The organism is Streptomyces sp. NPDC001156 (genome assembly GCF_053598275.1).
This window is the reverse complement of record NZ_JBSFJX010000092.1, coordinates 1-24,411: the sequence shown is the minus strand read 5'-3', so window position 1 is coordinate 24,411 and position 24,411 is coordinate 1. Positions and strand designations below refer to the sequence as shown.

At 70.6% G+C, this 24,411-nt stretch carries 22 protein-coding genes and 2 pseudogenes; 6 read left to right on the top strand and 18 right to left on the bottom strand.

The window, feature by feature from the left end; all coding sequences use genetic code 11:
- Positions 1-341: 341 nt before the first annotated feature.
- On the bottom strand, positions 342-1,109 hold the full coding sequence (locus ACWDA7_RS32000) for a creatininase family protein (protein WP_450608675.1): 768 nt from the start codon (positions 1,107-1,109) through the stop codon (positions 342-344).
- Between the two features lie 147 nt (positions 1,110-1,256).
- Between ACWDA7_RS32000 and ribA the strand changes: the two genes are divergently transcribed.
- A complete protein-coding gene (ribA, locus tag ACWDA7_RS31995) occupies positions 1,257-1,946 on the top strand; it encodes a GTP cyclohydrolase II (RefSeq protein WP_450608659.1) in 690 nt (229 codons plus the stop codon).
- 124 nt (positions 1,947-2,070) lie between these two features.
- Here the strand turns inward: ribA and ACWDA7_RS31990 are convergent, their stop codons facing one another.
- The 3 genes and pseudogenes from ACWDA7_RS31990 to ACWDA7_RS31980 all read right to left on the bottom strand — a co-directional run bounded on the left by ACWDA7_RS31990 (position 2,071) and on the right by ACWDA7_RS31980 (position 4,225).
- Positions 2,071-3,297 (bottom strand): serine hydrolase domain-containing protein, encoded by a 1,227-nt coding sequence (locus ACWDA7_RS31990; protein WP_450608657.1) that lies wholly within the window; start codon positions 3,295-3,297, stop codon positions 2,071-2,073.
- A 118-nt stretch (positions 3,298-3,415) separates the two neighbouring features.
- Positions 3,416-3,613, bottom strand: a pseudogene (locus ACWDA7_RS31985) (MFS transporter); the annotation flags it as partial.
- A 33-nt stretch (positions 3,614-3,646) separates the two neighbouring features.
- The gene (locus ACWDA7_RS31980) at positions 3,647-4,225 is read right to left on the bottom strand and encodes a TetR/AcrR family transcriptional regulator (protein WP_450608655.1); all 579 of its coding nucleotides are present in this window, start codon (positions 4,223-4,225) and stop codon (positions 3,647-3,649) included.
- Between the two features lie 75 nt (positions 4,226-4,300).
- On the opposite strand from ACWDA7_RS31980, the gene ACWDA7_RS31975 reads away from it, so the two are divergent.
- Positions 4,301-4,750, top strand: a complete 450-nt coding sequence (locus ACWDA7_RS31975; protein ID WP_450608653.1) for a PPOX class F420-dependent oxidoreductase — start codon at positions 4,301-4,303, stop codon at positions 4,748-4,750.
- Here ACWDA7_RS31975 and ACWDA7_RS31970 read toward each other — a convergent pair.
- Positions 4,747-5,631 carry an NAD(P)-dependent oxidoreductase gene (locus tag ACWDA7_RS31970; RefSeq protein ID WP_450608651.1) on the bottom strand — a complete coding sequence of 295 codons (885 nt, stop codon included), beginning with the start codon at positions 5,629-5,631 and terminating at the stop codon, positions 4,747-4,749. The two genes, ACWDA7_RS31975 and ACWDA7_RS31970, sit on opposite strands and share 4 nt — an antisense overlap.
- A 132-nt stretch (positions 5,632-5,763) precedes the next feature.
- Between ACWDA7_RS31970 and ACWDA7_RS31965 the strand changes: the two genes are divergently transcribed.
- A complete protein-coding gene (locus tag ACWDA7_RS31965; protein WP_450608649.1) occupies positions 5,764-6,354 on the top strand; it encodes a TetR/AcrR family transcriptional regulator in 591 nt (196 codons plus the stop codon).
- Between the two features lie 292 nt (positions 6,355-6,646).
- The gene (locus ACWDA7_RS31960) at positions 6,647-6,997 is read left to right on the top strand and encodes a VOC family protein (protein WP_450608647.1); all 351 of its coding nucleotides are present in this window, start codon (positions 6,647-6,649) and stop codon (positions 6,995-6,997) included.
- Positions 6,998-7,048: 51 nt separating this feature from the next.
- Here ACWDA7_RS31960 and ACWDA7_RS31955 read toward each other — a convergent pair whose 3' ends face one another.
- From ACWDA7_RS31955 to tkt, 10 genes are all read right to left on the bottom strand, one after another.
- The gene (locus ACWDA7_RS31955; protein WP_450608645.1) at positions 7,049-8,500 is read right to left on the bottom strand and encodes a glycosyltransferase; all 1,452 of its coding nucleotides are present in this window, start codon (positions 8,498-8,500) and stop codon (positions 7,049-7,051) included.
- 187 nt (positions 8,501-8,687) lie between these two features.
- A complete protein-coding gene (locus tag ACWDA7_RS31950) occupies positions 8,688-9,353 on the bottom strand; it encodes a TetR family transcriptional regulator (RefSeq protein ID WP_450608644.1) in 666 nt (221 codons plus the stop codon).
- Positions 9,354-9,559: 206 nt separating this feature from the next.
- The gene (locus tag ACWDA7_RS31945) at positions 9,560-10,840 is read right to left on the bottom strand and encodes an MFS transporter (protein ID WP_450608642.1); all 1,281 of its coding nucleotides are present in this window, start codon (positions 10,838-10,840) and stop codon (positions 9,560-9,562) included.
- A 565-nt stretch (positions 10,841-11,405) separates the two neighbouring features.
- Positions 11,406-11,861, bottom strand: coding sequence for a tellurite resistance TerB family protein (locus tag ACWDA7_RS31940; RefSeq protein WP_360999519.1), 456 nt, complete (start codon positions 11,859-11,861; stop codon positions 11,406-11,408).
- Between the two features lie 56 nt (positions 11,862-11,917).
- Entirely contained in the window at positions 11,918-12,544 is a 627-nt protein-coding gene (locus ACWDA7_RS31935) for a histidine phosphatase family protein (RefSeq protein WP_450608640.1), read from the bottom strand.
- A 7-nt stretch (positions 12,545-12,551) separates the two neighbouring features.
- Positions 12,552-13,430, bottom strand: coding sequence for a phosphogluconate dehydrogenase (NAD(+)-dependent, decarboxylating) (gene gnd / locus ACWDA7_RS31930; RefSeq protein ID WP_450608639.1), 879 nt, complete (start codon positions 13,428-13,430; stop codon positions 12,552-12,554).
- A gap of 233 nt (positions 13,431-13,663) precedes the next feature.
- Positions 13,664-14,599 carry a glucose-6-phosphate dehydrogenase assembly protein OpcA gene (opcA, locus tag ACWDA7_RS31925; RefSeq protein WP_450608637.1) on the bottom strand — a complete coding sequence of 312 codons (936 nt, stop codon included), beginning with the start codon at positions 14,597-14,599 and terminating at the stop codon, positions 13,664-13,666.
- The gene (zwf, locus tag ACWDA7_RS31920; protein WP_450608635.1) at positions 14,596-16,233 is read right to left on the bottom strand and encodes a glucose-6-phosphate dehydrogenase; all 1,638 of its coding nucleotides are present in this window, start codon (positions 16,231-16,233) and stop codon (positions 14,596-14,598) included. Before zwf ends, opcA begins: the two co-directional genes overlap by 4 nt.
- The gene (gene tal, locus ACWDA7_RS31915) at positions 16,230-17,375 is read right to left on the bottom strand and encodes a transaldolase (protein WP_450608633.1); all 1,146 of its coding nucleotides are present in this window, start codon (positions 17,373-17,375) and stop codon (positions 16,230-16,232) included. The genes zwf and tal overlap by 4 nt, the downstream gene beginning before the upstream one ends.
- 19 nt (positions 17,376-17,394) lie before the next feature.
- Entirely contained in the window at positions 17,395-19,470 is a 2,076-nt protein-coding gene (gene tkt / locus ACWDA7_RS31910) for a transketolase (RefSeq protein WP_450608631.1), read from the bottom strand.
- 145 nt (positions 19,471-19,615) lie between these two features.
- On the opposite strand from tkt, the gene ACWDA7_RS31905 reads away from it, so the two are divergent.
- Positions 19,616-20,503: a helix-turn-helix domain-containing protein gene (locus ACWDA7_RS31905; protein ID WP_450608629.1), complete on the top strand. Its 888-nt coding sequence runs from the start codon at positions 19,616-19,618 to the stop codon at positions 20,501-20,503.
- A 45-nt stretch (positions 20,504-20,548) separates the two neighbouring features.
- Here the strand turns inward: ACWDA7_RS31905 and ACWDA7_RS31900 are convergent, their stop codons facing one another.
- From ACWDA7_RS31900 to ACWDA7_RS31890, 3 genes and pseudogenes are all read right to left on the bottom strand, one after another.
- The gene (locus tag ACWDA7_RS31900; RefSeq protein ID WP_450608627.1) at positions 20,549-21,952 is read right to left on the bottom strand and encodes a glycoside hydrolase family 16 protein; all 1,404 of its coding nucleotides are present in this window, start codon (positions 21,950-21,952) and stop codon (positions 20,549-20,551) included.
- A 319-nt stretch (positions 21,953-22,271) separates the two neighbouring features.
- Positions 22,272-22,472 (bottom strand): annotated as a pseudogene (locus ACWDA7_RS31895) (hypothetical protein); the annotation flags it as partial.
- A gap of 59 nt (positions 22,473-22,531) precedes the next feature.
- The gene (locus ACWDA7_RS31890; protein ID WP_450608625.1) at positions 22,532-23,104 is read right to left on the bottom strand and encodes a transposase; all 573 of its coding nucleotides are present in this window, start codon (positions 23,102-23,104) and stop codon (positions 22,532-22,534) included.
- A gap of 195 nt (positions 23,105-23,299) precedes the next feature.
- Here ACWDA7_RS31890 and ACWDA7_RS31885 point away from each other — a divergent pair, with 195 nt between their 5' ends.
- Entirely contained in the window at positions 23,300-24,391 is a 1,092-nt protein-coding gene (locus ACWDA7_RS31885) for an IS4 family transposase (protein WP_450608673.1), read from the top strand.
- The last annotated feature ends 20 nt before the right edge of the window (positions 24,392-24,411 follow it).

Below are 24,411 nucleotides of genomic sequence, written 5' to 3'. Positions count from 1 at the left end.
GCCGGCACGGAAACCCCTGAGGACGGCGGCGAAGCCCGTACCGCGGACGCGGAGACGGCCGAGGGTGCGCAGGAATCTCCCTTGGCCGGAACGGGAACCCCTGAGGACGGCCGCGCAGCCCGCACCGCCGGCGCGGAGACGGCTCCGCGAGAGGCGGAATCGGCTCCGGGGGAGGCGGAATCGGCTCCGGCGAACGCAGGCGAAGTCACCGCCGCGGCGCCGGGGCGGCCCCATGGACCAGGCGGCCCGGAGCGCACCCCCCACGCGCTCCGTGCCGCCGCGCCGCACTGTCCCTACCCGCGCTCACCTCCCGCAGCGCGCCCCGCTGACCTGACGCTACGTCACAAGCGTTGCGGAGCCCCGGGATCGGACGACTTCGGTGCGCCGCCGGCGGATTCGTCCGAGGCGACCAGGGAGAAATACGTCTCGAAAGAGTCGGCGAGCGTCGCGAGCAACTGCTTCCCCTTCTCCGCGGAAGCGAGTGAAGGGCGCCCGATGACACCGGACTCCGTATAGGCCGACATACCGAGGGTGAGGAGATGCCTGCGGTCGTCGGCGATGAAATCCGTGGACTCGTAACCGGGCCTGACCAATTCGGGATGGCAGTGCAGCAGAATGGAGGTCTCGATTTCCCCGGCATGCATGTCGCTGAGCAGCGAGGTGCGCACACCGGCCCGCTCCCGGGCCGCCTCCCAGTCCTCCGGGGCCGGGAAAAGCGCCATACGGACACCGCTGTCCGCGGATTCCTGGACGACATTGCCGAGGACGTAATTCCCGCCGTGACCGTTGACCACCACCAGGGCCTCGACGCCCGAGCGGCGGAGCGACTGCGCGATGTCCCGTACCACCGCATGGAGGGTGACGGAGGAGATGCTCACGGTTCCCGGCCAGGCCGCGTGCTCGTGCGAGCAGGAGATCGTCACCGGAGGAAGGAGGTGAACGGGATACGCTGCGGCGATCTCGCGGGCGATCGCGCAGGCGACCAGTGTGTCGGTCGCCAGCGGAAGGCACGGGCCGTGCTGCTCGTAACTCCCCACCGGCAGAACGGCGACCTGACGGTACGGACCCGCCGCCCTGGTCCGTACGTCCTGGGACGTGTCCGACGGCAGCACACCCGAGGTGTTAGCGGACGACAGCGCGGAGGCAACCGCGTCACCTGTCGGCGGCGTCCCAGCAGTATCCGCAGTTCCCGAACCGCTCATCTTTTCACGGCCTTTCGTCTCGTACCGCCTGCGCTTACCAGATAGGAACAGATCATGACAGACGTTGACGGCGTGCTCGGCGGGAATGCCCACCTCTCGGGAGTTCCCCGAGTCGTGAATGCCCCCTCATCCGGGGTCACCCGAGTCGTGAACTCGCCTCTACCCACCAAGTACGGTGATTTCCAGGCCTACGGCTACCTGGACCACGACCGTGGTGAGGAGCAAGTGGCGTTGGTCTACGGCGACATCGAGGAAGAGGGAATGCTCACCCGGCTCCACTCGGAGTGCCTGACCGGGGACGCCTTCGGGTCCACGCACTGCGAGTGCGGGCCTCAACTCTCCACCGCGCTACGGGAGATCGTGGCCGAGGGCCGCGGCATACTCGTCTACCTCCGCGGCCACGAGGGACGCGGCATCGGCCTGCTGGCCAAGCTGCGCGCGATGAAGCTCCAGTCCGAGGGTCTGGACACCGTCGAGGCCAACCTCGCCCTCGGCCTGCCGGTGGACGCGCGGGACTACCGGGTCGCGGCGGAGATACTGCACGACCTCGGCGTACGGTCCGTACGCCTGCTCTCCAACAACCCGCGTAAGCGGGAGGCGCTGCTGCGGCACGGCATCAAGGTCGACGAGCAGGTGTCGCTGCTGATACCGCCCTGCGAGAACAACATCACGTATCTGCGCACCAAGCGGGAACGGCTCGACCACTACCTGCCGCACCTGGACGCGGTGGTCCACTCCTCGTGATCGGGGCGCCCTGTTCCTGCGCGTGATGGCGCAGTCCGTGAGCGGGTGCGCGGCGGCCGAGACGGCGTCGGCCTGACGCCGGCCGCCGCGCCCGCGGCACCCCGGGGACGTCACCCCTGGCCGGTCAGCCGGTCACGGCCTCGTGAATGAGGCGCTTCAGCTCCGGATAGACGGAGTGCGAGCCCGTGGGACGCAGCTGGGTCAGGAACTGGACCGTCAGATCGTGGTGCGGGTCCACCCAGAACGTCGTGGTGGCCACTCCGCTCCAGCCGAACGCGCCGAGCACCGCGGGCGACCGGGTGAGTTCGGGGTCGGTGACGACGGAGACGCCGAGGCCGAAGCCGAGGCCCGCCTTGCCGCTGTCACGGTGGACCCGGCTGCCGTAGGAGCACATGTCGGCGTCGCCCGGCAGATGGTTCGAGGTCATCGAGGCGACCGTGTCGGCGTTCAGCAGCCGGGTGCCGTCGAGTTCGCCGCCGCGGCGGAGCAACTCCATGAAGCGGTGGTAGTCGTGCGCAGTCGCCACCATGCCTCCGCTGCCCGAGAGGAAACGGGGCCGGCCGTGCAGGGGCAGTCCGGGGATCGGAGTGATACCGCCGTCCTCGGTGTCGCCGTACAGCTCCGCGAGTCGGGGCGCCTGCGCCTCGGTGACGCACAGCCCCGCGTCCTCCATCCCGAGTGGGGTGAAGATCCGCTCGACGAGGAAGGCGTCCAGGTCCTGGCCCGACACCACCTCCACGAGGCGGCCCAGCACGTTGGTCGCCACCGAGTAGTTCCACTGCGCGCCCGGTTCGAACTGCAGCGGCAGCCGTGCGTACGCCTCGCATGTCTGCGCCAGGTTCGTGCCGGGAACCACCGACGACTCGATACCCGCCTCCCGGTACAGGGCGTCCACGGGGTGCGAGTGGTAGAAGCCGAACGTCAGTCCCGCCGTGTGCGTGAGCAGATGGCGGACCAGAATCGGCCGCTCGGCGGGCCGGGTGCGCACGGTGGGGCCCGATCCGTCCACGTACACCCGCGGTTCGGCGAATGCCGGAAGGAAGTCGGCGATGGGCGTGTCCAGCCCGAAGTGGTCCTCCTCCATGAGGATCAGCGCGGCGACCGACGTGACCGGCTTGGTCATGGAGTACATCCGCCATACCGTGTCGGTCTCGACCGGCAGCCCTTTTCGGACGTCACGGTGTCCGTACGTGGTGAGGTGGGCCGTGCGGCCGTGCCGGGAGACGGCCACCAGAAAGCCGGGCAGCCGGCCGTCGTCGACCTCGTGGGCAAAGTGCTGGTCCAGGCGGTCCAGCGCCTTCGGGTCGAGGCCGACCTCGTCCGGTTCCACCTCTTGCCGCAGGTGTCCCATCGTTCTCCTCCGGTCTTTCCCGGTGCCTTCCGGGGTTTCCGCTTCCAACATTTCATGTTCCCGTTCGGAACCGGCGCCGATCCTTCCGTGACGACCTGACGGCGTGGACATCCGATGGGCCGGCGGCCCGGATCCCGAGCCGGCCGTACCGGTCGCCGAGTCGGCCGGCGAAGACCAGCAGGCTCGCCACCGCGACGAGACAGCCGGTGCTCGTCCACTGCACCTGGGTCAGGGATGCGTGCAGATCCCGTTGCAGGGTGGGTTGCGCGACGGTGAGCACGGTGCCGTCCAGGGCGACGATCACCGCTCCCACCACACTGCACGCGAGTGCCGGTCCGCGATGCCGGCTTCACCGGCTCTCCGGGCCGAGGTGCGCGTCCAGGGCGGTCCTGAGGAGAGGCTCGAAGTCATCGGCCCCGGTGGCGAGTTGCAGGCTGCCCCAGCTCCACAGCTGGGCGATGCCGTGCAGGCTCGCCAGCAGGGAGCCCGCGACGAGCGGGGCGTCGGCGTCCGGCCTGGTGCCGCCGACCAGGTCCACCAGCAGGGAGAACAGCGGAAGGCTCGTCTCGCGCAGACCCTGTTGGCCGCTCTCCAGCAGATCGTGACGGAACATCAGCTCGTGCATGCCGCGATGGGTGAGTGCGAAGTCCAGATAGGCGTGGCCCAGGGCGGTGAGTTGCTGCCGTGGGCTTGCCGTGCCGTCCCCGACCGCCTCGGCCGCCCGCATCGTGAGGTCGGTGAAGCCGCGCCGCGCGATGGCCGACAGCAGCTCCAGATGGGTGGGGAAGTAGCGGCGCGGGGCGCCGTGGGAGACCCCCGCCCGGCGGGCGATCTCCCGCAGCGTCAGCGCCTGCACGCCCTCGGTGGCCACCAGGTCGACACCGACGTCGACCAGCCGGGTCCGCAGTCCCATCTCTTCATCGGTCATAGACGCTGTCTACCAGCCGCCGTAGACAGTGTCTACCCGGGAATGCCGGGCCCGGCTGGGCGGGTTGAGCCAGGTATGACTCAGGACGCCACCCAGAACGCACTGCTCGCGCTGCTCTCCGAGAGCGACGGCGGGGTGCTTGTCACCCTCAAACGGGACGGCCGGCCCCAGCTGTCGAACGTCAACCACGCCTACGATCCGGAAGGGCGCGTCATCCGTGTGTCGCTTACGGACGACCGTGCCAAGACGCGCAACCTGCGCCGGGATCCGCGGGCCTCGTACCACGTGACCAGCGGCGACCGGTGGGCGTACGCCGTCGCCGAGGGAATCGCCGACCTCTCGCCTGTCGCGCAGGACCCGTACGACGAGACCGTCGAGGAACTCGTCCGGCTCTACCGCGACGTCCAGGGCGAGCACCCCGACTGGGACGACTACCGCGCCGCCATGGTCCGCGACCGTCGCCTGGTGCTCCGGCTGCGGGTGGAGCGGGCATACGGCATTCCCAAGGGCGCCATCAACGGCTAGCCGGAGAGGCCGTCGGCGGTACGGGCCTCGAGCGCCCGCAGAACGGCCACCATGTCCTCGTCGCCGTACCCCAGCGACACGGTCTCCTCGAAGAGGGCGTGGCAGACGTCGAGGAGCGGCGAGGCCACGCCCGTCTTGCGGGCGGCCTCGGCGATCAGCCGGTTGTTCTTCAGGACGTCCTGGGCCGCTGCCTGCACCGCGAAGTCGCGCTCCCGCAGCTTGGGCGCCTTCATGCGGGACACGCCACTCGCCATGGGTCCCGCGTCCAGGACGTCAAGGAACAGACGCCGGTCGAGGCCGTGCCGATCGGCGAAGTGGTACGCCTCCGAGAGCCCCGTGACCAGGGTGATCAGGAACAGGTTGACCGAGAGCTTCATCAGCAGGGCGTTCGGCGCGGGGCCGCACAGGAACGTCTCGTGGCACATGGGGGCGAGCAGCGGCCGTACCAGGTCCACCGCCGCCTCCTGGCCGGCGAGCATCGCGACCAGTTGCCCGTTCTCGGCCGGCACCCGGGAGCCGGAGACGGGAGCCTCGACATAGCTGCCGCCCGCCGCCCGGACATCGGCCTCGAGATCACGTGAATAGCCCGGTGAGGTCGTGCCCATGTGGACGACGACGCGTCCGGCGACCCGGCGGGCGAAGTCCGGGGTGCCGCGGCTCAGCGTGGAGTCGATCGCGAGGTCGTCCGCCAGCATGAGGATCACCACGTCCGTCCGTGCGAACACCTCGCCCGGGTCGGCCGCCACCTCGGCGCCGGTGGCACGCAGCGGCGCGGTGCGGGCCGAGGTGCGGTTCCAGACGACCAGCGGCATGCCGGACCGGGCCAGCCGGAGTGCCATCGGCTGCCCCATCACTCCCAGACCGATGAAGCCGACGTCCACGATGCACCGCCTTCGCTTGGAGGCGGCCCTCCGTGCCTGGAGGGCCTTCTATGACAGCGGTCATAGTAGCGGCGGTTATGACGTCGGTCATAGGGTGGTACGCGTGGCGGTTCGGCGAGTCGGAGGTCTGGGATGGCGGTGTCCGAGCGGGGGCCGCGCGAGCGGATGGTCTTCAGCGCGGCCCAGCTGATCCGGCGCGACGGGGTGAGCGCGACCGGTATGCGGGAGGTCGCCGCGCACGCGCAGGCGCCGCGTGGCTCGCTGCAGCACTACTTTCCCGGCGGCAAGGAGCAACTCGTCAACGAGGCGGTGGACTGGGCCGGCCGGTATGCGGCCCGGCGGATCGACCGGTTCCTCGCGAGCCTGGCCGAGCCGACGCCGAGCGGGCTGTTCGCCGCGATGGTGCGGCAGTGGACGGACGAGTACGAGGCCACCGGTTTCGTCGGCGGCTGCCCGGTCGCGGCGGCGACCGTGGACTGCGCCCAGTCCACCGACTCCACACGCACGGCCGCCGCGGCAGCCTTCGCGCGCTGGACGCGGCCCGTCGCCGAGGCGCTGAGGGGCATGGGGGTCCCCGAGGAGCGGGCGGAGGCGCTCGCCACACTGATGATCAGCGCGCTGGAGGGGGCTCTGCTGATGGCCCGCGCCGAACGGGACGTACGTGCCCTGACGACCGTGGCGCGGGAACTCGGGCCACTGCTCGACGCGAGCGTGGAACGGTAGGCACCGGGCGGCAGTTGAGGTTGTGGCCGCACGGTCCGGTGCGGACGGCCGAGGGCCCGGCGATCACCGGGTCCCTGGGTGGTCGGCCGGTCTCGTCCGCCCGTTCCGTCCGCTGCTTCCGCGAGGACGGCAGGGAACGATCGGTTCCGTCCGTGGGGGTGCCCGGGAACGCCTGAAATGTCACGAGCGCCCCCGACCGCTGCCCGCCGGTGTCGCGCCGACGCGGCCAGACGAACGCACGGCCCGGCGCGTCGTGCGAGGCGTTCCGGCCGGCTGCCGCTACCCTCCGTCCGTGATCAATGGGGCGCATGTCGTGATCTACTCCAGCGACGCCGAGGCCGACCGGCTCTTCTTCCGCGACGTCCTCGGCTGGCCGCACGTCGACGCGGGACACGGTTGGCTCATCTTCAAGTCGCCGCCGGCGGAGGTCGCCTTCCACCCGGCCGAGGGCGAGCCCTCGCACGAACTGATGCTGATGTGCGACGACCTCGAAGCCACGACGGCCGAACTCGGGGCGAAGGGAGTCGAGTTAACCCGCCCGGTCACCGAGGCACGCTGGGGCCGGATCGCCGGCTTCCGGCTCCCCGGTGGAGGCGACATCGGCCTGTACGAGCCGCGTCACCCGGTGGCGCACGGCCTTTGACCGTGCGGTGCCCTTCGACCCGGCTCGCGACGGGCGGGGGAGCGGGACGGCTCAGAGGCATCCGAGGGCGTGGTAGGTGCCCCGGGTGGTGGCGACGACCTGCGCCCAGGTGCGCTCACGGGCGACGCCCGCCCGCGCGGCGGATCCCCACGCGAGCCGTCGCTCGGGGCTGTGGAACAGCATTTCCAGGGCGTCCGCCCAGGCCGGAGACGAACCCGGCGGGATCAGCCGGCCGTTCACTCCCGATTCGACCAGTTCCCTCATGGCACTCAGATCGCTTACTGCCACGGGCAGACCGTTCGCCATCGCCTCCACCAGCTCGTGAGAGGGCACGAGCCGGCAGAGGCGCTCGTCGGTGCGCGGTACCGCGAACACGTCCAGAGCGGTGTGGTAGGCCCGCACTTCCTCGTGCGGCACCCGGCCGGTGAACAGGGCCGTCCCGTCAGTCAGCCCCAGCCGGCCGGCCAGGGACTGAAGCGCCCGGAGTTCGGGCCCGTCACCCCCCAGCAGGAGCCGCAGGGGCACTCCCCGTCGGCGCAGTTCGACCCCGGCCTCCAGCAGGGTGCCGAGGCCCTCGCTGCGGGTGAGGTCGCTGACCGTGCCGACGACGTACTCTTTGGGGCCGATGCCGAGACGGGTGCGCAGGGCGCTGCTCTCGGGGCGCGGCTCGAGGAGTACCGGGTCGACGGCCACGGGCACGATGCGCACCTTCTCCTCCGGCACCCCGCGCGCCACGATCTCCGCCTTCATCGCCTCGCCGAGCGTGAGCACCGCGTCGGCCTCGCGCATGCAGTAGCTCTCCAACTCCAGCCGGGCGGCGTAGCCTTCGTCGTTCCCGGTGCGTCCGGGCGCCTGGGCCAGCCAGCTCTCCTCCGGGAACCCGTGCACCTCGTAGACGACGGGAACTCCGTATGTCGCCCGCAGGGCCAGTGCCACCCGGCCGTTGCCGTGGTCGCCTGACGCGTGCAGCACCGAGGGGCGAAGCCGTTCGACGAGCCGCCCGGCCAGTTCCGCGTTGCGTGCGAGCAGCGGCCCCGAGCCGTACGGCAGCCGGCGCGGCAGGAGCCGGTGCTGGGGCACCCCGTCCAGCAGATGCAGTCGGCGGGCGTCGAACACCCCTTGGGTGACCGGGAATCCGATCCGCGTCGCCACATGCGGGTCGAGCCCCGCCGCCGACTGCGCCTGGGCGAGCGCCTGGGTGCGCAGGGTGTGGCCCGCCCGCCGGTAGGGCAGCCCGTCGGTCACCAGGTGCAGCACACGTCCGGGCACGGGCAGGATCCGGCGCCCGCGCGGGGGCGGTACGCGAGCGGGAGACGGCTCGGCCGACGGCCCCGTCGGGTGGGCCCGGGCGGCGAGTGCGCGCTCCAGCGGACGCAGTGAGCGCCGGACCCGGGCCGGCAGCAGACGTACGGCGATGAGGGCCGCGCGCAGCGGGTCGTACCGCAGCTCAGCGCAAGCCACCGACAGCGCCAGGGTGAGGACGCGCAAAGGGCGAGGTGACATGACGTCAGGGTAGGTTCCGCACATGACGATCAGGCGGCGACCGTCCCCGCGCCCACCCGGACGGTGGGGCGCACGTCGTAGTCGCGGGCGGAGCGAGCGACGGGCGCACGATGCCCGCGCCGGGCTCGCGGGGGCGGACGGGGTGCGCCGTGCGGGTGCGCCCGGATCGCTCGCGCGGGGGTGCCGCTCAGGCCCGGGTACGGTCCGCCGTCAGATAGGCGATGACCATGTCGCCGAGCATCCTGCGGTAGTGCTCGCGCCGGTCGGCTGCGGCCAGGTCGCGGCCGAAGACGGCGCCGAACGTGTGCCGGTTGGCGACCCGGAAGTAGCAGAACGAGTTGATCAGCGCGTGCAGGTCGACCGCGTCGACATCGGCCGTGAACAGCCCTGACGTCCGGCCCGCCGCGAGGACGCGGCCGGTCACCGCCAGCATGGGCGACCCGATGGCGTCCAGGTGCTCCGAGGCGGCGATGTGCTCGGCGCCGTGCAGGTTCTCGATGTTGAGCAGTCGGATGAAGTCGGGGTGCTCCTCGTGGTGGTCGAAGAGGGCCTCCGCGAGCCGGCGGACCGCCGCCACCGGGTCCAGTTCCTCGACGTCCAGTTCCTGCACGGCTTGGCGGATCGCCCCGTACGCCCGCTCCAGGACGGCCGTGAACAGGTGCTCCTTGCCGCCGAAGTAGTAGTAGATCATCCGCTTCGTGGTGCTGGTGCGGGCGGCGATCTCGTCGACCCGGGCCCCGTCGAATCCGGCGCGCGCGAACTCCTGCGTGGCGACGTCGAGGATCTCGGCCTTCGTGCGGGCTGCGTCGCGGTTGCGGCCGCCTGGTCGTTCCGGTTCGTCCACGCTGGTCATCGGATTCCTTCTCGGATGGGGCGTTCCACTGAGCGTGGCGGCGATTTTAGAAGCCCGCTCGCGTCGCGTCCCCGGAGAGGTGTTCTCTTCGTCGTCCCACCGGGCCGCTGCCCCCGGTGCGGAGGGCAGCGCGGCACCACGGGCCGGCCTGCGGCCAGCGGATTGCCCGGTGTCCCGCCCGGGACGGCGTGTCGCGCCGGCGACGCTCAGGAGCGGTCCTCGGTGTCCACGGCGCTCTCGTGGACCGGCCGCGCCTGCGACCGTGCGGTCACGGCCGTGCCGGGGGAGAGGCGGAGGCGGCGGATCGGGGGTACGGCGATGAGGGCGGCGGCGCAGCCGACGGCGGTGACTGCGCCGGCCAGCAGCATCGGGTGCACGCCGACGACCGCGCCCGCGGGACCCGCGATCGTCTGTCCGAGAGGGACGGCGAGGATCGAGCCGGCGACCTCGTAGGCGGCCACCCGGCCCAGCCGGTCCTGCGGGATCTGGGTCTGTACGGCGGTGGCCCACTGGACGCCCCAGAAGGCCCAGCCGATCCCGCTCACCCCGTAGCCGAGCATGAGCAGCGGCAGGGCGGGGACCAGGGCCGCCGCCAGCGGCATCAGCGGGAACAGGAACATCGCGAGCCCGCCGCCGAACAAGGGGCGGGAGGGCCGGATCCGGAGGGCGACCAGGCCGCCGAGGACGCAGCCGGCCCCGAACGCGCCCTCGGCGTAGCCGAACGCCGCCTTGCCGTGTGCGGCGATGACGGATGCCGCGCCGAGCGGGGTGAGCGGGCCCCAGACCAGCACGCCGAGCACCCACCAGATGAGGATGACCCCCCACAGCCAGGACCGGGAGCGGAACTCGACCCAGCCGGCGCGCAGGTTCTCCAGTGTGGAGGCCCCGCGGTCCACCGTGAACGGCGGCAGCCGCAGTGCCACCAGACAGATCGCGCTGACCGCGAAGGTGGCCGCGTCGAGAGCGAACACCGAGGACGGCGAGGTGGTGGCGACGAGCAGTCCGGCGAGCGCGGGCCCGGCCATCGTGGCGATCCCCTGGCTCACCCTCAGAACACCGTTGGCCTCGCGTGGATCGGCGGCTACCTGCGGTACCAGGATGGTGAGGCCCGGCTGGAACATCGCGGTCGCCGTTCCGCCGAGCAGCGACCCGGCGATGATGAACCACAGCGGGGGGTGTCCGAGCCCGAGGCCGACCGCGAGCGACCCCTGGACCAGGCAGCGCACCACATCGGCGCCGATCATCAGCGGCCTCGGGTGGAAGCGGTCCGCGAACACTCCGCCGAAGACGACGAAGAGGGCGAACGCCCCCATCCAGGCCGCGAGCGTGAATCCGACTCCGCTCACTCCGTATCCGAGCGAGAGTATGGCTACGGCCGTCGCGACCGGGATCATCGCGTCGCCGAGCATCGACACGATGCGGGCGGTGAAGTACAGCGCGAAGTTGCGGCTCCACAGCCGGGAGGGCGCGGTGACGGACGTGTCCATGATCGGCCATGGTGGCGGCAGGGCCGGTCCGTGGCAAGGTCTAGACCACGATGAGGCCGAAGTGACGTACGGGGCGCGTCAGCCGGTCCCGGCGCCGTCCCACAGCTCCGCGTGCCGCCGGTGCGCCTCGAGCAGACCGTGCTGGAGAACCCCCGGCTGGAGGTCGACTACTGCGACCGGTTCAGCTCCTTGGCCAGGCGCTCGTACACCAGCCGTTCCCCTCGGGCCTGCCGCCCTCGTACACCAGCCGTTCCCCTCGGGCCTGCCGCCCTCGTACCGCTCGTACCGCTGCTCGTGCTGCCCGGCGCTGCCGGGTCTCGCCGGGCAGTGACTGGGTCCGTGGTCGCATGAACGGCCCGGCGTCTCACGGCCGGTGGGGCTTCGGGCATGGTCCCCTGTGCGGCGGCGCACCGGCCGTTCGCGCCCGCTCGCACACTCCAGAGGACGATGGCCCGGGTCACTGCGCCGGTGCCGCCCTGGTCCCGCAGTGGGTGACCGAGCGAGCCGGCGGGTCCTGTGGCCCGGGCCGGAGCGGCTGCGGCCGGGGGTCCCGGCCGCAGCGGTCCTAGAGGTCGAACTCGTGCGGCGGCAGGTCGAGCGCGTAGCACGCCTCTCGGACGATCGCCTGCTCGTCCTTGTCGAAGTTGCCGTCGGCGCCGCCGATGACGATGCCGATCTGGATCACCGCACGCGCCTCGGCGGGCTTCTTCTTCGCCTTGCCGATTTCCTGCAGCACGCTGACCTTGCCGAAGGCGAAGTCGGTGGTGAGCTTGTTCAGGTTGTCCTCGAAGCGGCGGCGCAGGTCGTCGGCCGGGAAGTTCTGCAACACCTCGTTGGTGGCGATGAGCTGGGCCACACGCTGGCGCTCGGACGGGTCCACCGTGCCGTCCGCGGCGGCCACGAGCGCACACATCGCCATGCTCGCGTCGCGGAACGCTCCACTCTTGAGATCGTTCTTCTTCGCCACGAGCTGGGTCTGCATCGTCGAGGCGGATTCCTTGATGCGGTCCCACAGGGCCATGCGAACTCCCAACGTTGTCGGGGCCCGTCCGGAGGATCGGCGGGCCCCACTGCTTTCTACAGCGACGTAGAGGGAAACTGGTGGGGGGTCACGGAAGTTCCGGTGGCGTTCCATTCCGCGATCACCGGTCGGCCGTGTTCGGTGGAGAGCCGGCTGACCGTCCCCGTACCGAGCTGGAACAACCGCCCCTCGGCGGCCGAGAGGCCGAGGTGGCGAGCGGTGAGGACGCGCAGGAAGTGGCCGTGGGCCACGAGCAGCACATCGCCTTCCGCAAGCGCGGGCGCGATCCGGGTCAGCACCTGGTCGGCGCGTGCCGCCACCTCGCCGGGCGACTCACCGGGGTGCCCGGGCGGGCCCGGGGGTACCCCGTCGGTCCACAGCCACCAGTCGGGTCTGGTGCGCTGGATCTCGGGGGTCGTGATCCCCTCGTAGCCGCCGTAGTCCCACTCGTGCAGCCGGGGCTCGACCACCGGGGCCGGCAGGCCGGCGAGAACCGCGGTGCGTATCGCCCGGTTCAGCGGGCTGGTGAGGGTCAGTGCGAAGGTGCGTCCGGCGAGCAGCGGGGCGAGGGACTTGGCCTGTTCCTCGCCCCGCGAGGTGAGCGGGAGATCGGTCCAGCTGGTGTGCTGTCCCGATGCGCTCCACTCGGTTTCGCCGTGGCGGACCAGCAGTAGGTCGCCCACGGCCGACCTACTTGGCGGACTCGACGGCGTGACCGCCGAACTGGTTGCGCAGGGCCGCGATCATCTTCATCTGCGGCGAGTCGTCCTGCCGCGAGCTGAAGCGGGCGAACAGCGACGCCGTGATGGCCGGGAGCGGTACGCCGTTGTCGATGGCGGCCTGGACGGTCCAGCGGCCCTCGCCGGAGTCCTCGGCGTAACCGCGGAGCTTGTCGAGGTGTTCGTCCTCGTCCAGGGCGTTGACCGCGAGGTCCAGCAGCCAGGAGCGGATGACGGTGCCCTCCTGCCAGGAGCGGAAGACCTCGCGGACGTTCTCCACCGACTTGACCTTCTCCAGCAGCTCCCAGCCCTCGGCGTAGGCCTGCATCATCGCGTACTCGATCCCGTTGTGGACCATCTTGGAGAAGTGCCCGGCGCCGACCCGGCCGGCGTGGACATATCCGTACGGGCCTTCGGGCTTGAGCGCGTCGAAGATCGGCTGGAGGCGTTCGACGTGCTCCTTGTCGCCGCCGACCATCAGCGCATAGCCGTTCTCCAGGCCCCACACACCGCCGGAGACACCCGCGTCGACGAAGCCGACGCCCTTGATGCCGAGTTCGGCGGCGTGCTTCTCGTCGTCGGTCCAGCGGGAGTTGCCGCCGTCGACCACGGTGTCATCCGGGGACAGCAGGTCCCTGAGCTCGTCGATGACGGACTGCGTGGGACCGCCGGCCGGCACCATCACCCAGACCACGCGGGGTGCCTCGAGCTGCTCGACGAGTTGGGTCAGGTTCTTGACGTCGGAGATGTCCTGGTTGTGGTCGTAGCCGACGACGGTGTGGCCCGCGCGGCGGATCCGCTCGCGCATGTTGCCGCCCATCTTGCCGAGACCGATGAGTCCGATCTGCATATCAGTTCACTTCTTCCTGAGTGTGCGGAACGCGGCCACGAGGGCGGCGGTGGACAGTGGAGGGGGCGTGACCGAGGACGCCGGCGCCCTCGGTCGGCGGCGGTTGGACGCGTCGGGCGAGGACCCTGTCCGGCTCCGCTCGGGCCGGCAGTTCGCGCGGGTCCGGACGGAGCTCCGGCCCCGCGTGGTGCTCCGGGGCCGTCCGCCCGGGGCGACGGGTCGGCCCGGGGCTGTCAGGCATGCGGGGCCTTCCCCTTGGCGTCCACGCCGCGCAGGGCGATGGCGTACATCTCGTCCGCGTCGAGGCGGCGCAGCTCCTCGGCGATCAGTTCGGAGGTCGGGCGGACCTTCAGCGCCATGGTCCGCGGGGGCTGGCCCGGCAGGCTGAGGGTGGCCAGCGGGCCTTCGGGGCGGTCGATGACGATCTCGCCCTTCTCTGTGCCCAGCCGGACGGCCGTGACGACCGGTCCGGCGGTGACGACCCGGTCGACCGGCACCTTCAGGCGTGCCTGGAGCCAGCGGGCGAGCAGCTCGGCGCTCGGGTTCTCGGCCTCGCTCTCCACGGCCGCCGAGGTCACCGTCGCACGGGCCTGGTCGAGCGCCGCGGCCAGCATCGAGCGCCACGGTGTGAGCCGTGTCCAGGCCAGGTCGGTGTCGCCCGGCGCGTACGAGGAGACCCGGGTCTCCAGCACGTCGAGCGGCGCGTCGACGGCGTACATGTCGGTGATCCGGCGCTGCGCGAGGGCGCCCAGCGGGTCCTTCGCCGGGTTGTCCGGCGCGTCCACCGGCCACCACACCACGACGGGCGCGTCCGGCAGCAGCAGCGGCAGGACCACCGAGTCGGCGTGGTCGGAGACCTCGCCGTACGTCCGCAGTACGACCGTCTCCCCGGTGCCGGCGTCGGCGCCCAGCCGGACCTCGGCGTCGAGGTGCGAGGACGTGCGGTCCCGCGAGGTGCGCGAGTGCCGCTTGATGACGACCAGGGTGCGCGAGGGGTGCTCGTGCGAGGCCTCTTCGGCCGCCCTGAGCGAGTCGTACGCGTTCTCCTCGTCGGTCACGATGACCATGGTCAGGACCATGCCCACAGCGGGGGTGCCGAGGGAGCGACGCCCCTGGACCAGCGCCTTGTTGATCTTGCTTGCCGTGGTGTCGGTCAGATCGATCTTCATGGCCTGCGCCAGCTCCGTCCGTCTCGTGCGAGCATCTCGTCGGCTTCCTCGGGACCCCAGGTACCCGCGGAATACTGCGCGGGCTTGCCATGTGTTGCCCAGTACTCCTCGATCGGATCGAGGATCTTCCAGGACGCCTCCACCTCCTCGGTGCGGGGGAAGAGGTTCGCGTCGCCGAGCAGTACGTCCAGGATCAGCCGTTCGTACGCCTCGGGGCTGGACTCGGTGAACGACTCGCCGTAGGCGAAGTCCATCGTGACGTCCCTGATCTCCATCGAGGTACCCGGCACCTTCGAACCGAAGCGCACGGTCATGCCCTCGTCGGGTTGCACCCGGATGACGATCGCGTTCTCGCCGAGTTCCTCGGTGGCCGTCGAGTCGAACGGGGAGTGCGGCGCCCGCTGGAAGACCACCGCGATCTCGGTGACCCGGCGGGGGAGGCGCTTGCCGGTCCGCAGGTAGAAGGGGACGCCCGCCCACCGGCGGCTGTCGATCTCCAGCTTGATGGCCGCGTAGGTGTCCGTGGTGGACCCCGAGTCGGTGCCGTCCTCCTCGAGGTAGCCGACCACCTTCTCGCCGCCCTGCCAGCCGTTCGTGTACTGCCCGCGCACGGTGTGGCTGCCGAGGTCCTCCGGGAGCTTCGCCGACCGCAGGACCTTGAGCTTCTCGGTGGCCAGGGACTCGGCGTCGAAGGCGACGGGCTCCTCCATGGCCGTCAGGGCCAGCAGCTGGAGCAGGTGGTTCTGGATGACGTCACGGGCGGCACCGATGCCGTCGTAGTAGCCGGCGCGGCCGCCGATGCCGATGTCCTCGGCCATGGTGATCTGCACATGGTCGACGTACGACCGGTTCCAGATCGGCTCGTACAGCTGGTTGGCGAAGCGCAGCGCCAGGATGTTCTGGACGGTCTCCTTGCCCAGGTAGTGGTCGATGCGGAAGACCTGGTCCGGACCGAACACGTCGTGCACGATGGCGTTCAGCTCACGCGCGCTCGCCAGATCGTGGCCGAACGGCTTTTCGATGACCCCGCGCCGCCAGGAGCCCGCCGGCGCGTCCGCCAGCCCGTGCTTCTTGAGCTGCTGGACGACCTGCGGGAAGAACTTCGGCGGCACGGAGAGATAGAACGCGTAGTTGCCGCCGGTGCCCCGGGAGGCGTTCAACTCCTCGATGGCGGAACGCAGCTGCTCGAAGGCGTCGTCGTCGTCGAAGGTGCCGGGGACGAACCTCATGCCCTCGGCCAGCTGCTGCCAGACCTCCTCGCGGAACGGCGTACGGCTGTGCTCCTTGACGGCGTCGTGCACCACCTCGGCGAAGTCCTGGTCGGCCCAGTCGCGTCGGGCGAACCCGACGAGCGAGAAGCCCGGCGGCAGCAGACCCCGGTTGGCGAGGTCGTAGACGGCCGGCATCAGCTTCTTGCGGGACAGGTCGCCCGTCACACCGAAGATGACCAGGCCCGAGGGGCCCGCGATCCGCGGGAGACGCCGGTCGCGCGGGTCACGGAGTACGTTCTCCCAGTCGGTGACCGGGTCGGGCTGCTGCGCGGCGGCCGTGCCCGGCGCGTCGGCGGCCCCCGGCGCCCCGCCCTGCGGTTCCGCGTTCCCGGCAGACGTCCGGGGGGACATCTCCTCGCTCATTCTCCGTCAACTCCCTTGTTCTTCAGAGAGACTGCGACTGCCTCGAGCAGGTCGCCCCAGGCCACCTCGAACTTCGCGACGCCCTCGTCCTCGAGCTGTCCCACGACCTCGTCGTAGGAGATGCCGAGCGGCTCGAGGGCCGCGAGGTCGGCGCGGGCCTGCGCATAGCCGCCGGTGACCGTGTCGCCCCGCACGGCGCCATGGTCGGCGGTTGCGTTGAGCGTGGCCTCCGGCATCGTGTTGACCGTGCCGGGCGCGACCAGCTCGTCGACGTACAGCGTGTCCTTGTACTCAGGGTCCTTCACACCGGTAGAGGCCCACAGCGGACGCTGCTTGTTGGCCCCGGCACCCGCCAGGGAGAGCCAGCGCCCACCGGCGAAGGTCGCCTCGTACGCCTCGTATGCGAGCCGTGCGTTCGCGAGGGCGGACCTGCCCTTCAGCGCGAGCGCCTCGTCCGTGCCCAGCTTCGTCAGACGCTTGTCGATCTCCGTGTCGACGCGGGAGACGAAGAACGAGGCGACGGAGTGGATGGCGGACAGGTCGAGCCCGGCGGCCCTGGCCTTCTCCAGACCGGCGAGGTACGCGTCCATCACCTGGCGGTAGCGCTCCAAGGAGAAGATCAGCGTCACATTCACGCTGATGCCCCGCCCGATCACCTCGGTGATGGCCGGGAGCCCGGCCTCGGTCGCCGGGATCTTGATCATCACGTTCGGGCGGTCCACCAGCCAGGCGAGCTGCTTGGCCTCGGCGACGGTCGCCCTGGTGCGGTGGGCGAGCCTCGGGTCGACCTCGATGGAGACCCGGCCGTCCCGGCCGTTCGTCGCCTCGTACACGGGCCTCAGTATGTCGGCGGCGGCGCGGACGTCGGCGGTGGTCATCATGCGGACGGCCTCCTCGACCGTCACGCCGCGCTCCGCGAGGTCGGACAGTTGCTCCTCGTAGCCTTCGCCGGAGCCGATGGCGGCCTGGAAGATGGACGGGTTCGTGGTCACGCCCACCACGTGCTTCTGCGCCACGAGTTCGGCCAGGTTGCCGGACTCGATCCGCTTGCGGGACAGGTCGTCCAGCCAGATCGACACGCCCGCCTCGGACAGGCGCTTCAACGGCTCCGCTGCTTCAATCGCTTCGGTCACTGTGATCATCTTCTTTCTGGCGATCGGATCAACCGCGGACGGCGGCGAGGGATTCCCGGGCCGCGGCGGCCACGTGCTCGGCGGTGAAGCCGTACTCGGCGAACAGGGTCTTGGCGTCGGCGGAGGCGCCGAAGTGCTCCAGGGAGACGATGCGTCCACTCTCACCGACGTACCGGTACCAGGTCAGGGCAATGCCCGCCTCGACCGCCACGCGGGCCTTCACGGACGGCGGAAGGACCCGCTCGCGGTATGCGGCGGGCTGCTCCTCGAACCACTCGACGGACGGCATGGACACCACCCGGGTACCCACGCCCTCGGCCTCCAGCCGCTCCCGCGCGGCGACCGCGAGCTGTACCTCGGACCCGGTGGCGATGAGGATGACGTCGGGGGTGCCGGTGGAGGACTCCCGGAGGATGTAACCGCCCTTCGCCGCCTCGGCGTTCGGCGCGTAGGTCGGTACGCCCTGGCGGGTGAGGGCGAGACCGTGCGGGGCGGGGGAGGTGGAGTGCCGCCTGAAGATCTCCGCCCAGGCGACGGCGGTCTCGTTGGCGTCGGCCGGGCGCACGAGGTTCAGGCCCGGGATGGCGCGCAGCGAGGCCAGGTGCTCGACGGGCTGGTGGGTCGGGCCGTCCTCGCCCAGGCCGATGGAGTCGTGGGTCCACACATACGTGACCGGCAGCTGCATCAGGGCCGACAGACGCACCGCGTTGCGCATGTAGTCGGAGAACACCAGGAAGGTGCCGCCGTAGACGCGGGTGTTGCCGTGCAGCGCGATGCCGTTCATCTCGGCGGCCATCGAGTGCTCGCGGATACCGAAGTGGATCGTGCGGCCGTAGGGGTTCGCCTCCGGCAGCGGGTTGTCCGCCGGCAGGAACGAGCTGTTCTTGTCGATGGTGGTGTTGTTCGAGCCGGCCAGGTCGGCGGAGCCGCCCCACAGTTCCGGGATGATCGCGCCGAGGGCCTGCAGCACCTTGCCGGACGCGGCGCGCGTGGCGACCGCCTTGCCCTCCTCGAACACGGGCAGCGCGTCCTCCCAGCCCTCCGGCAGCTGGCCGGCCACGACGCGGTCGAACAGCTTCGCGCGCTCCGGCTGCGCGGTGCGCCACTGTGCGATCCGCTTGTCCCAGGCGGTGTGCGCCTCGGCGCCGCGGTCGAGGGCACGGCGGGTGTGGGCGAGCACCTCGTCGGCCACCTCGAAGCTCTTGTCCGGGTCGAAGCCGAGGACGCGCTTGGTCGCGGCGACCTCGTCCTCGCCGAGCGCCGAGCCGTGGGCCGCCTCGGTGTTCTGTGCGCCGGGCGCCGGCCACGCGATGATCGTGCGCATGGCGATGATGGAGGGGCGCTCGGTCTCGGCCCGGGCGGCCTCCAGCGCCGCGTACAGCGCGTGGACGTCGACGTCGCCGTTCCCGGCGGGCTCGATGCGCTGCACGTGCCAGCCGTAGGCCTCGTAGCGCTTGAGCACGTCCTCGGAGAACGCCGTCGCGGTGTCGCCCTCGATGGAGATGTGGTTGTCGTCGTAGAGGAAGACGAGGTTGCCGAGCTTCTGGTGGCCGGCGAGCGAGGAGGCCTCGGCGGAGATGCCCTCCTCCAGGTCGCCGTCGGAGACGATCGCCCAGATCGTGTGGTCGAAGGGCGAGGCGCCCTCGGGGGCGTCCGGGTCGAACTGGCCGCGCTCGTAGCGGCTTGCCATGGCCATGCCGACCGCGTTGGCGACGCCCTGGCCGAGGGGCCCCGTGGTGGTCTCGACACCGGCGGTGTGGCCGTACTCGGGGTGGCCGGGTGTCTTGGAACCGTGCGTGCGGAAGGCCTTCAGGTCCTCCAGTTCCAGTTCGTAGCCGGCGAGGAAGAGCTGGGTGTAGAGGGTCAGGGAGGTGTGGCCCGGGGAGAGGACGAAGCGGTCACGGCCGGTCCACTCCGGGTCGGCCGGATCATGCCGCATCACCTTTTGAAAGATCGTGTACGCCGCCGGGGCCAGGCTCATCGCCGTGCCCGGATGGCCGTTGCCGACCTTCTGTACCGCGTCGGCGGCGAGAACACGGGCGGTGTCGACGGCTCGCCCGTCGAGCTCGGTCCACTCGAATCCGTCGGGGCTCTGCGCACTCATCTTCAAGAAGTCCTCACTGAATGGGGATCGCTGACAGAACGCGTTCAAAATTAAAAGTCTGACTTTTGCAGGGGAAGGTGCCCCTGTGTCAGCCTTCGGTGAAAGTGGGACATCCACAGAGGCACCGAGGTGGCGTGAGAGGGACATGGCGGGCATAACCACCCAGGACGACGACTGGATCAGGACGTACCCCTTTCCGGTCGACCGGAGTGTCTGCGGTGTCGGTATGCAGGTGGGCCCCATGGACGCCGGGGGAACCTGGCACGAGGACGCGCCGGTCGAGCGCGTCCACCGCATCGACTTCCATGCGGTGATGCTCCTCGACGGCGGCCCCGTGACGCACATGGTGGACTTCGCCGAGTACCGGCTGACCGCCGGTGACCTCCTGTGGATCCGCCCCGGTCAGGTTCACCGCTTCTCCCGTGCGAGCGAGTACCGCGGGACCGTGCTGACCATGCAGCCCGGTTTTCTGCCGCGCGCCACCGTGGAGGTCACGGGTCTGTACCGCTACGAGCAATCGCCGCTGCTGCACCCCGATCCGGCCCAGCTCGCCGGACTGCGGGCCTCCCTCGCCCAGCTCCAGCGTGAGTACGAGGACACGTCCACCCTGCCTCTGAGTCTCCACACGGAGGTGCTGCGCCACTCCCTGACCGCGCTCCTGCTGCGCCTCGCGCATCTGGCGGCCAGCTCGGCCGAGGCGGCTCGCGAGCAGGCGGACACCACCTTCACCCGGTTCCGGGACGCCGTCGAGCAGGACTTCGCGGTCAACCACAGCGTCAGCGCGTACGCCGACGCCCTCGGCTACTCCCGCCGCACCCTGGTCCGCGCCGTCCGCGCCGCCACCGGGCAGACGCCGAAGGGCTTCATAGACAAGCGCGTGATCCTGGAGGCGAAACGCCTCCTCGCCCACACGGACCTGCCGATCGGCCGCGTGGGTGCCGCCGTGGGCTTCCCCGACGCGGCGAACTTCTCCAAGTTCTTCCACCAGCACACGGACACGACTCCGGCCGCGTTCCGGGCGGAGTTGAGATGACGAAGGAGGGGGTGGGCGCTTCGCCCACCCCCTCGGCACTCGCTGTCAGTGGCCGAAGCCGAACCAGTTCACGTTCACGAAGTCGTTCGGCTGGCCGCTGGTGAAGGTGAGATAGACGTCATGGGTGCCGGTGACCGACGCGATGTTCGCCGGTATGGTCCGCCAGCTCTGCCACCCACCCGTGTCGGCCACCGCGAAGCTGCCGATCGGTGCGTTCGAACGGCTGTCGAGGCGCACCTCGACCAGTCCGCTCACACCGCTCGCCGCACCGCTCGCGACCCGGGCGTGGAACTGCGTGGCCGCGCTGGACCCGAAGTTCACCCCCTTGTACAGGGCCCAGTCGCCGTTGGCGATCCAGCCCGTGTCCTGGCCGCCGCCGGTGTCCATGGTGGACTCGGTCGCCACGCCGGACTGGCTGTCGTACGACTCGGCCTGGATGGTGCCGTACGCGTCGCGATTGCCGGACGGCGGAGGTGTGGTACCGCTCCCGCCGCCCGTGGACTGAAGCACCTGCACATAGTCCACCACCATCGGGTGGCCGGGCTGTGTGTCACCGTCCAGGCCGCCGCCGAACGCGTCGGGAAAGCCGCCGCCCATCGCCACGTTCAGGATGACGAAGAAGCCGTGGCTGGTGGCGTTGGCCCAGGTCGTCGCGTCCACCTGGTTCGCCGTGACCGTGTGGTAGTTGACGCCGTCGACGTAGAAGCGGATCGCCTCCGGGCTCACCGAGCGGTCCCACTCCATCGCGTAGGTGTGGAAGCCGGACTGGCAGGTCGTGCCCGGGCACGCGGTGGAGTTGCCGATGCCGGTGGTCTCGTTGCACGGGCCGCCAGGGCTGGTGCCGCAGTGCATGGTGGCCCACACCTTGTTGAGACCCTGGACGTTCTCCATGATGTCCAGTTCGCCGACGCCCGGCCAGTTCTGGTAGTTGCCGCGGTAGGGCGCGCCCAGCATCCAGAAGGCGGGCCAGTAGCCCTCGGCCGCGGTGCCGGTGACGTTCGGCATCTGCAGGCGGGCCTCGACGCGCAGCTTGCCGCCTGCCGGGGGCTGGAAATCGGTCCGGGTGGTCTCGATGCGGCCCGAGGTCCAGTGGCCGACCGCGTCACGGCGTGGCGTGATGAGGAGGTTGCCGTTGCCGTCGAGCGAGACGTTGCCGGTGCTCGAGGTCATCGTCTCGACCTCGCCCGTGCCCCAGTTGGCGGGGCCGCCCGGGTAGGAAGTGCCCGTGTCGTACTGCCAGTCGGCGGTGTTGACGGCGGAGCCGGCCGCGCCGTTGAAGTCGTCGAGGAAGACCTGGCTCCAGCCCGCCGGGGGCGTGGGGGCGGAGGCGTTCGCGGGCAGGGTGGCGACGGTGGCGGCCGCCACCGCCAGACCCATCGTGCCGAGCACGGCGACGAGCGCGCGGCGCACCGGCCGGTGTCTGGTGGGTATGCCGGAAGTGTCCTTCATGGGCTGCCTCTTCGGGTACGGAGTGGGGGAGTGCGGGCAGGAGAGTCGGGGTGCCGCGTGAAGGTTCGTGAGAGCGCTCTCAAGCCGCGCGGACAATGTGCTCTCCGCCACTGCGGCCGTCAAGAGGTGAAGCGAAGAAAGTCCCTCTGTGGTACAGGAGTTGAGGGCGCCGACGTCATGCTCGACCGGTATGAGCAGCCCATGAGCGAGGGGCGGGTGCACGCGGAGCGCCGTCGACGGCGTGGCGTAGACGGACGGCGGCGGGGTAACCCCACCGCCGTCCTGCAGAGCCTGTCGCTGTGCTGCGCCTGAGGGGGTGCTACTGCCAGCGGTACGAGTAGACGGTGGTCGCGACCGTGCACACGCCGGGCTGGACCACCTCGGCGCGCAGGGTGCCGCGGGCCGCGTCGGAGTCCGCGCCCTCCGTCTCGAACGTGGCGGTGCACACGCTGCGCTGCGGCAGGCCGAACAGGCCGAACAGGCTGATCACGTGACCGGTGACCGGGCCGCCGTCCAGCTTCTAAGAGCTATCCCGTGATGCGGAGCGGGCCGTGTCTCCTTGCCGGGGTGACCCCCCGGTTACCGGACTTCAAGCTTCAGGTTGTGGAGTGCTGCGACTCCTGCGATGGCATGGTTGATGCCGTCGTCTTTGCGTCGGCACTGGCGAAGGACCTGGTGGTCTTTGAGGCGGGCGATGGTGTGTTCGGCGACAGCGCGGCGCCGGCGGAAGCGGTGGTAGTTCCGGTCTTTGATGATGCGACCGTCTGGGCCACGTCGTGGTGTGCGGATGCGATCGCTGCCGCGATACCCGCCGTCGCCGGAGAGCCTGGGGTGGTCGGGCAGGGTCCTGCCGACGGTTTCCCGGAAGACGGCGATGTCGTTGCGGTTTCCTGGCCGCGCGTCACCGACCGCGACGACCCTGCCCTCGCGGGCCCGGCAGACGACCTGCACGTTGACGCTGCGCCGGTAGTTCTTCGACTTTGCGGTCTTCTTCTTGTCGTGGACAGGGATCAAAGTCCCGTCGGCGACCCACAGTTCCCTGCGGTCGGTGGGCGGCGGGCCGAGGAGCTCGGCGAGGGGTCCGGCGAGAGGGTCGGCGACTTGGTGGACTGCGGAGTCGCAGATGCCGGACAGGGAGCCGAGTTGCTGCATGGTGAGGTTGGCCTGGTAGGCGAGGACGAGCAGCAGGACCCGGTCGGTGAACGGCAGCGCCCCGGGGCCGGCCGCGGCCCGTGTCGGGCGTTTTCTCCCACAGTTGCTGCACGAGCCGGTGCATCTGGGGTCCGGTCAGCCCGGTTTAGGCCAAGGCCATGAAGTTACGGGTCGGGTCGTGGCCGCAAGTGAGGGCTGATCTGGAAGGACGCCGGACGTGAGAAGCGGAGCCCCGGTAGAACTGGCTGGTCCGCCAAGACAAGCCGTTCACAAAGACCGGGGGCTCCGCTGTCCGGACAGTGTGTCATCACCCGTGAAATCACGGTAGCCGAGGGTGTCTTCGCCCCAGGACATCTGGGCGAGTTAACCCAGGTCGTGCCCTTCGAGATGGTCGACGAGGTCCTCGCCGCGTGCGGGGCGGTTCAGCAGCGGCTGCGGAAACTGCCGGCCCGGGTGGTGGTCTACCTGCTGCTCGCCGCCACGCTGTTCGAGGAATGCGGCTACCCGGCCGTGTGGCGCAAGCTGACCTGCGCCCTTGAGGCCCTACCTCTGCCGACGGTGACCGCGACCGCGCTGTGGCACGCCCGCACCCGGCTCGGCGTGCGTCCGATGCGGGCCCTGTTCGACCTGTTGCGCGGTCCGGCCTCGGCGGTCCGCACCGCCGGGGCCCGCTGGGCCGGGCTGCTGGTGGTTGCCATCGACGGCACGTACCTGGACGTCGCCGACGATGCGGACGTGCGGGCCCGGCTGGGCAAGGGAGCCAACCAGTACACCGCCGCCTCCGGCTATCCGCAGGTCCTGCTGGTCGCCTTGGTGGCCTGCGGCACTCGCGCGGTCATCGACGCGGTCTTCGGTCCCCGCAAACCCGGCGAGCCTGTCCTGGGATGCCGCCTGCTGCGCTCACTGCACCAGGGCATGGTCGTGCTGCTGGACCGGGGCTTTGCCACCAACGCTTTCCTTCACGCCGTGGCCGGCACCGGTGCCGACTTCCTGGCCCGGCTCTCCGCAGTGCGCAAGCCGCCGGTCCTGCGCCGGTTCGACGACGGCTCCTTCCTGTCCCAGATCGGCACGGTTGAGGTCCGCATCATCGAATGCGAGATCACCATCGCCACCACCGCCGGCCGGCACAGCGGCGTCTACCGCCTGGCCACCACCCTGCTCGACCACCGGCGTTACCCGGCCTTCGAGCTGATCAGGCTGTATCACGAGCGATGGGGTGCGACACGATGTCGCACGAGTTTGAGTGAATTACCTGAAGGAGGACGGTGGTTGCTGCCGACAGGATAGTTCCGGGCCAGTGCTCAAGG

Bases quoted from the DNA above. Each gene is read 5' to 3' on its own strand.
- ribA (WP_450608659.1), top strand. From the start codon at position 1,257: ATGACAGACGTTGACGGCGTGCTCGGCGGGAATGCCCACCTCTCGGGA.
- ACWDA7_RS31990 (WP_450608657.1), bottom strand. From the start codon at position 3,297: ATGGGACACCTGCGGCAAGAGGTGGAACCGGACGAGGTCGGCCTCGAC.
- ACWDA7_RS31980 (WP_450608655.1), bottom strand. From the start codon at position 4,225: ATGACCGATGAAGAGATGGGACTGCGGACCCGGCTGGTCGACGTCGGT.
- ACWDA7_RS31975 (WP_450608653.1), top strand. From the start codon at position 4,301: ATGACTCAGGACGCCACCCAGAACGCACTGCTCGCGCTGCTCTCCGAG.
- ACWDA7_RS31965 (WP_450608649.1), top strand. From the start codon at position 5,764: ATGGCGGTGTCCGAGCGGGGGCCGCGCGAGCGGATGGTCTTCAGCGCG.
- ACWDA7_RS31955 (WP_450608645.1), bottom strand. From the start codon at position 8,500: ATGTCACCTCGCCCTTTGCGCGTCCTCACCCTGGCGCTGTCGGTGGCT.
- ACWDA7_RS31950 (WP_450608644.1), bottom strand. From the start codon at position 9,353: ATGACCAGCGTGGACGAACCGGAACGACCAGGCGGCCGCAACCGCGAC.
- ACWDA7_RS31945 (WP_450608642.1), bottom strand. From the start codon at position 10,840: ATGGACACGTCCGTCACCGCGCCCTCCCGGCTGTGGAGCCGCAACTTC.
- ACWDA7_RS31940 (WP_360999519.1), bottom strand. From the start codon at position 11,861: ATGGCCCTGTGGGACCGCATCAAGGAATCCGCCTCGACGATGCAGACC.
- gnd (WP_450608639.1), bottom strand. From the start codon at position 13,430: ATGCAGATCGGACTCATCGGTCTCGGCAAGATGGGCGGCAACATGCGC.
- opcA (WP_450608637.1), bottom strand. From the start codon at position 14,599: ATGAAGATCGATCTGACCGACACCACGGCAAGCAAGATCAACAAGGCG.
- zwf (WP_450608635.1), bottom strand. From the start codon at position 16,233: ATGAGCGAGGAGATGTCCCCCCGGACGTCTGCCGGGAACGCGGAACCG.
- tal (WP_450608633.1), bottom strand. From the start codon at position 17,375: ATGATCACAGTGACCGAAGCGATTGAAGCAGCGGAGCCGTTGAAGCGC.
- tkt (WP_450608631.1), bottom strand. From the start codon at position 19,470: ATGAGTGCGCAGAGCCCCGACGGATTCGAGTGGACCGAGCTCGACGGG.
- ACWDA7_RS31905 (WP_450608629.1), top strand. From the start codon at position 19,616: ATGGCGGGCATAACCACCCAGGACGACGACTGGATCAGGACGTACCCC.
- ACWDA7_RS31900 (WP_450608627.1), bottom strand. From the start codon at position 21,952: ATGAAGGACACTTCCGGCATACCCACCAGACACCGGCCGGTGCGCCGC.
- ACWDA7_RS31890 (WP_450608625.1), bottom strand. From the start codon at position 23,104: ATGCAGCAACTCGGCTCCCTGTCCGGCATCTGCGACTCCGCAGTCCAC.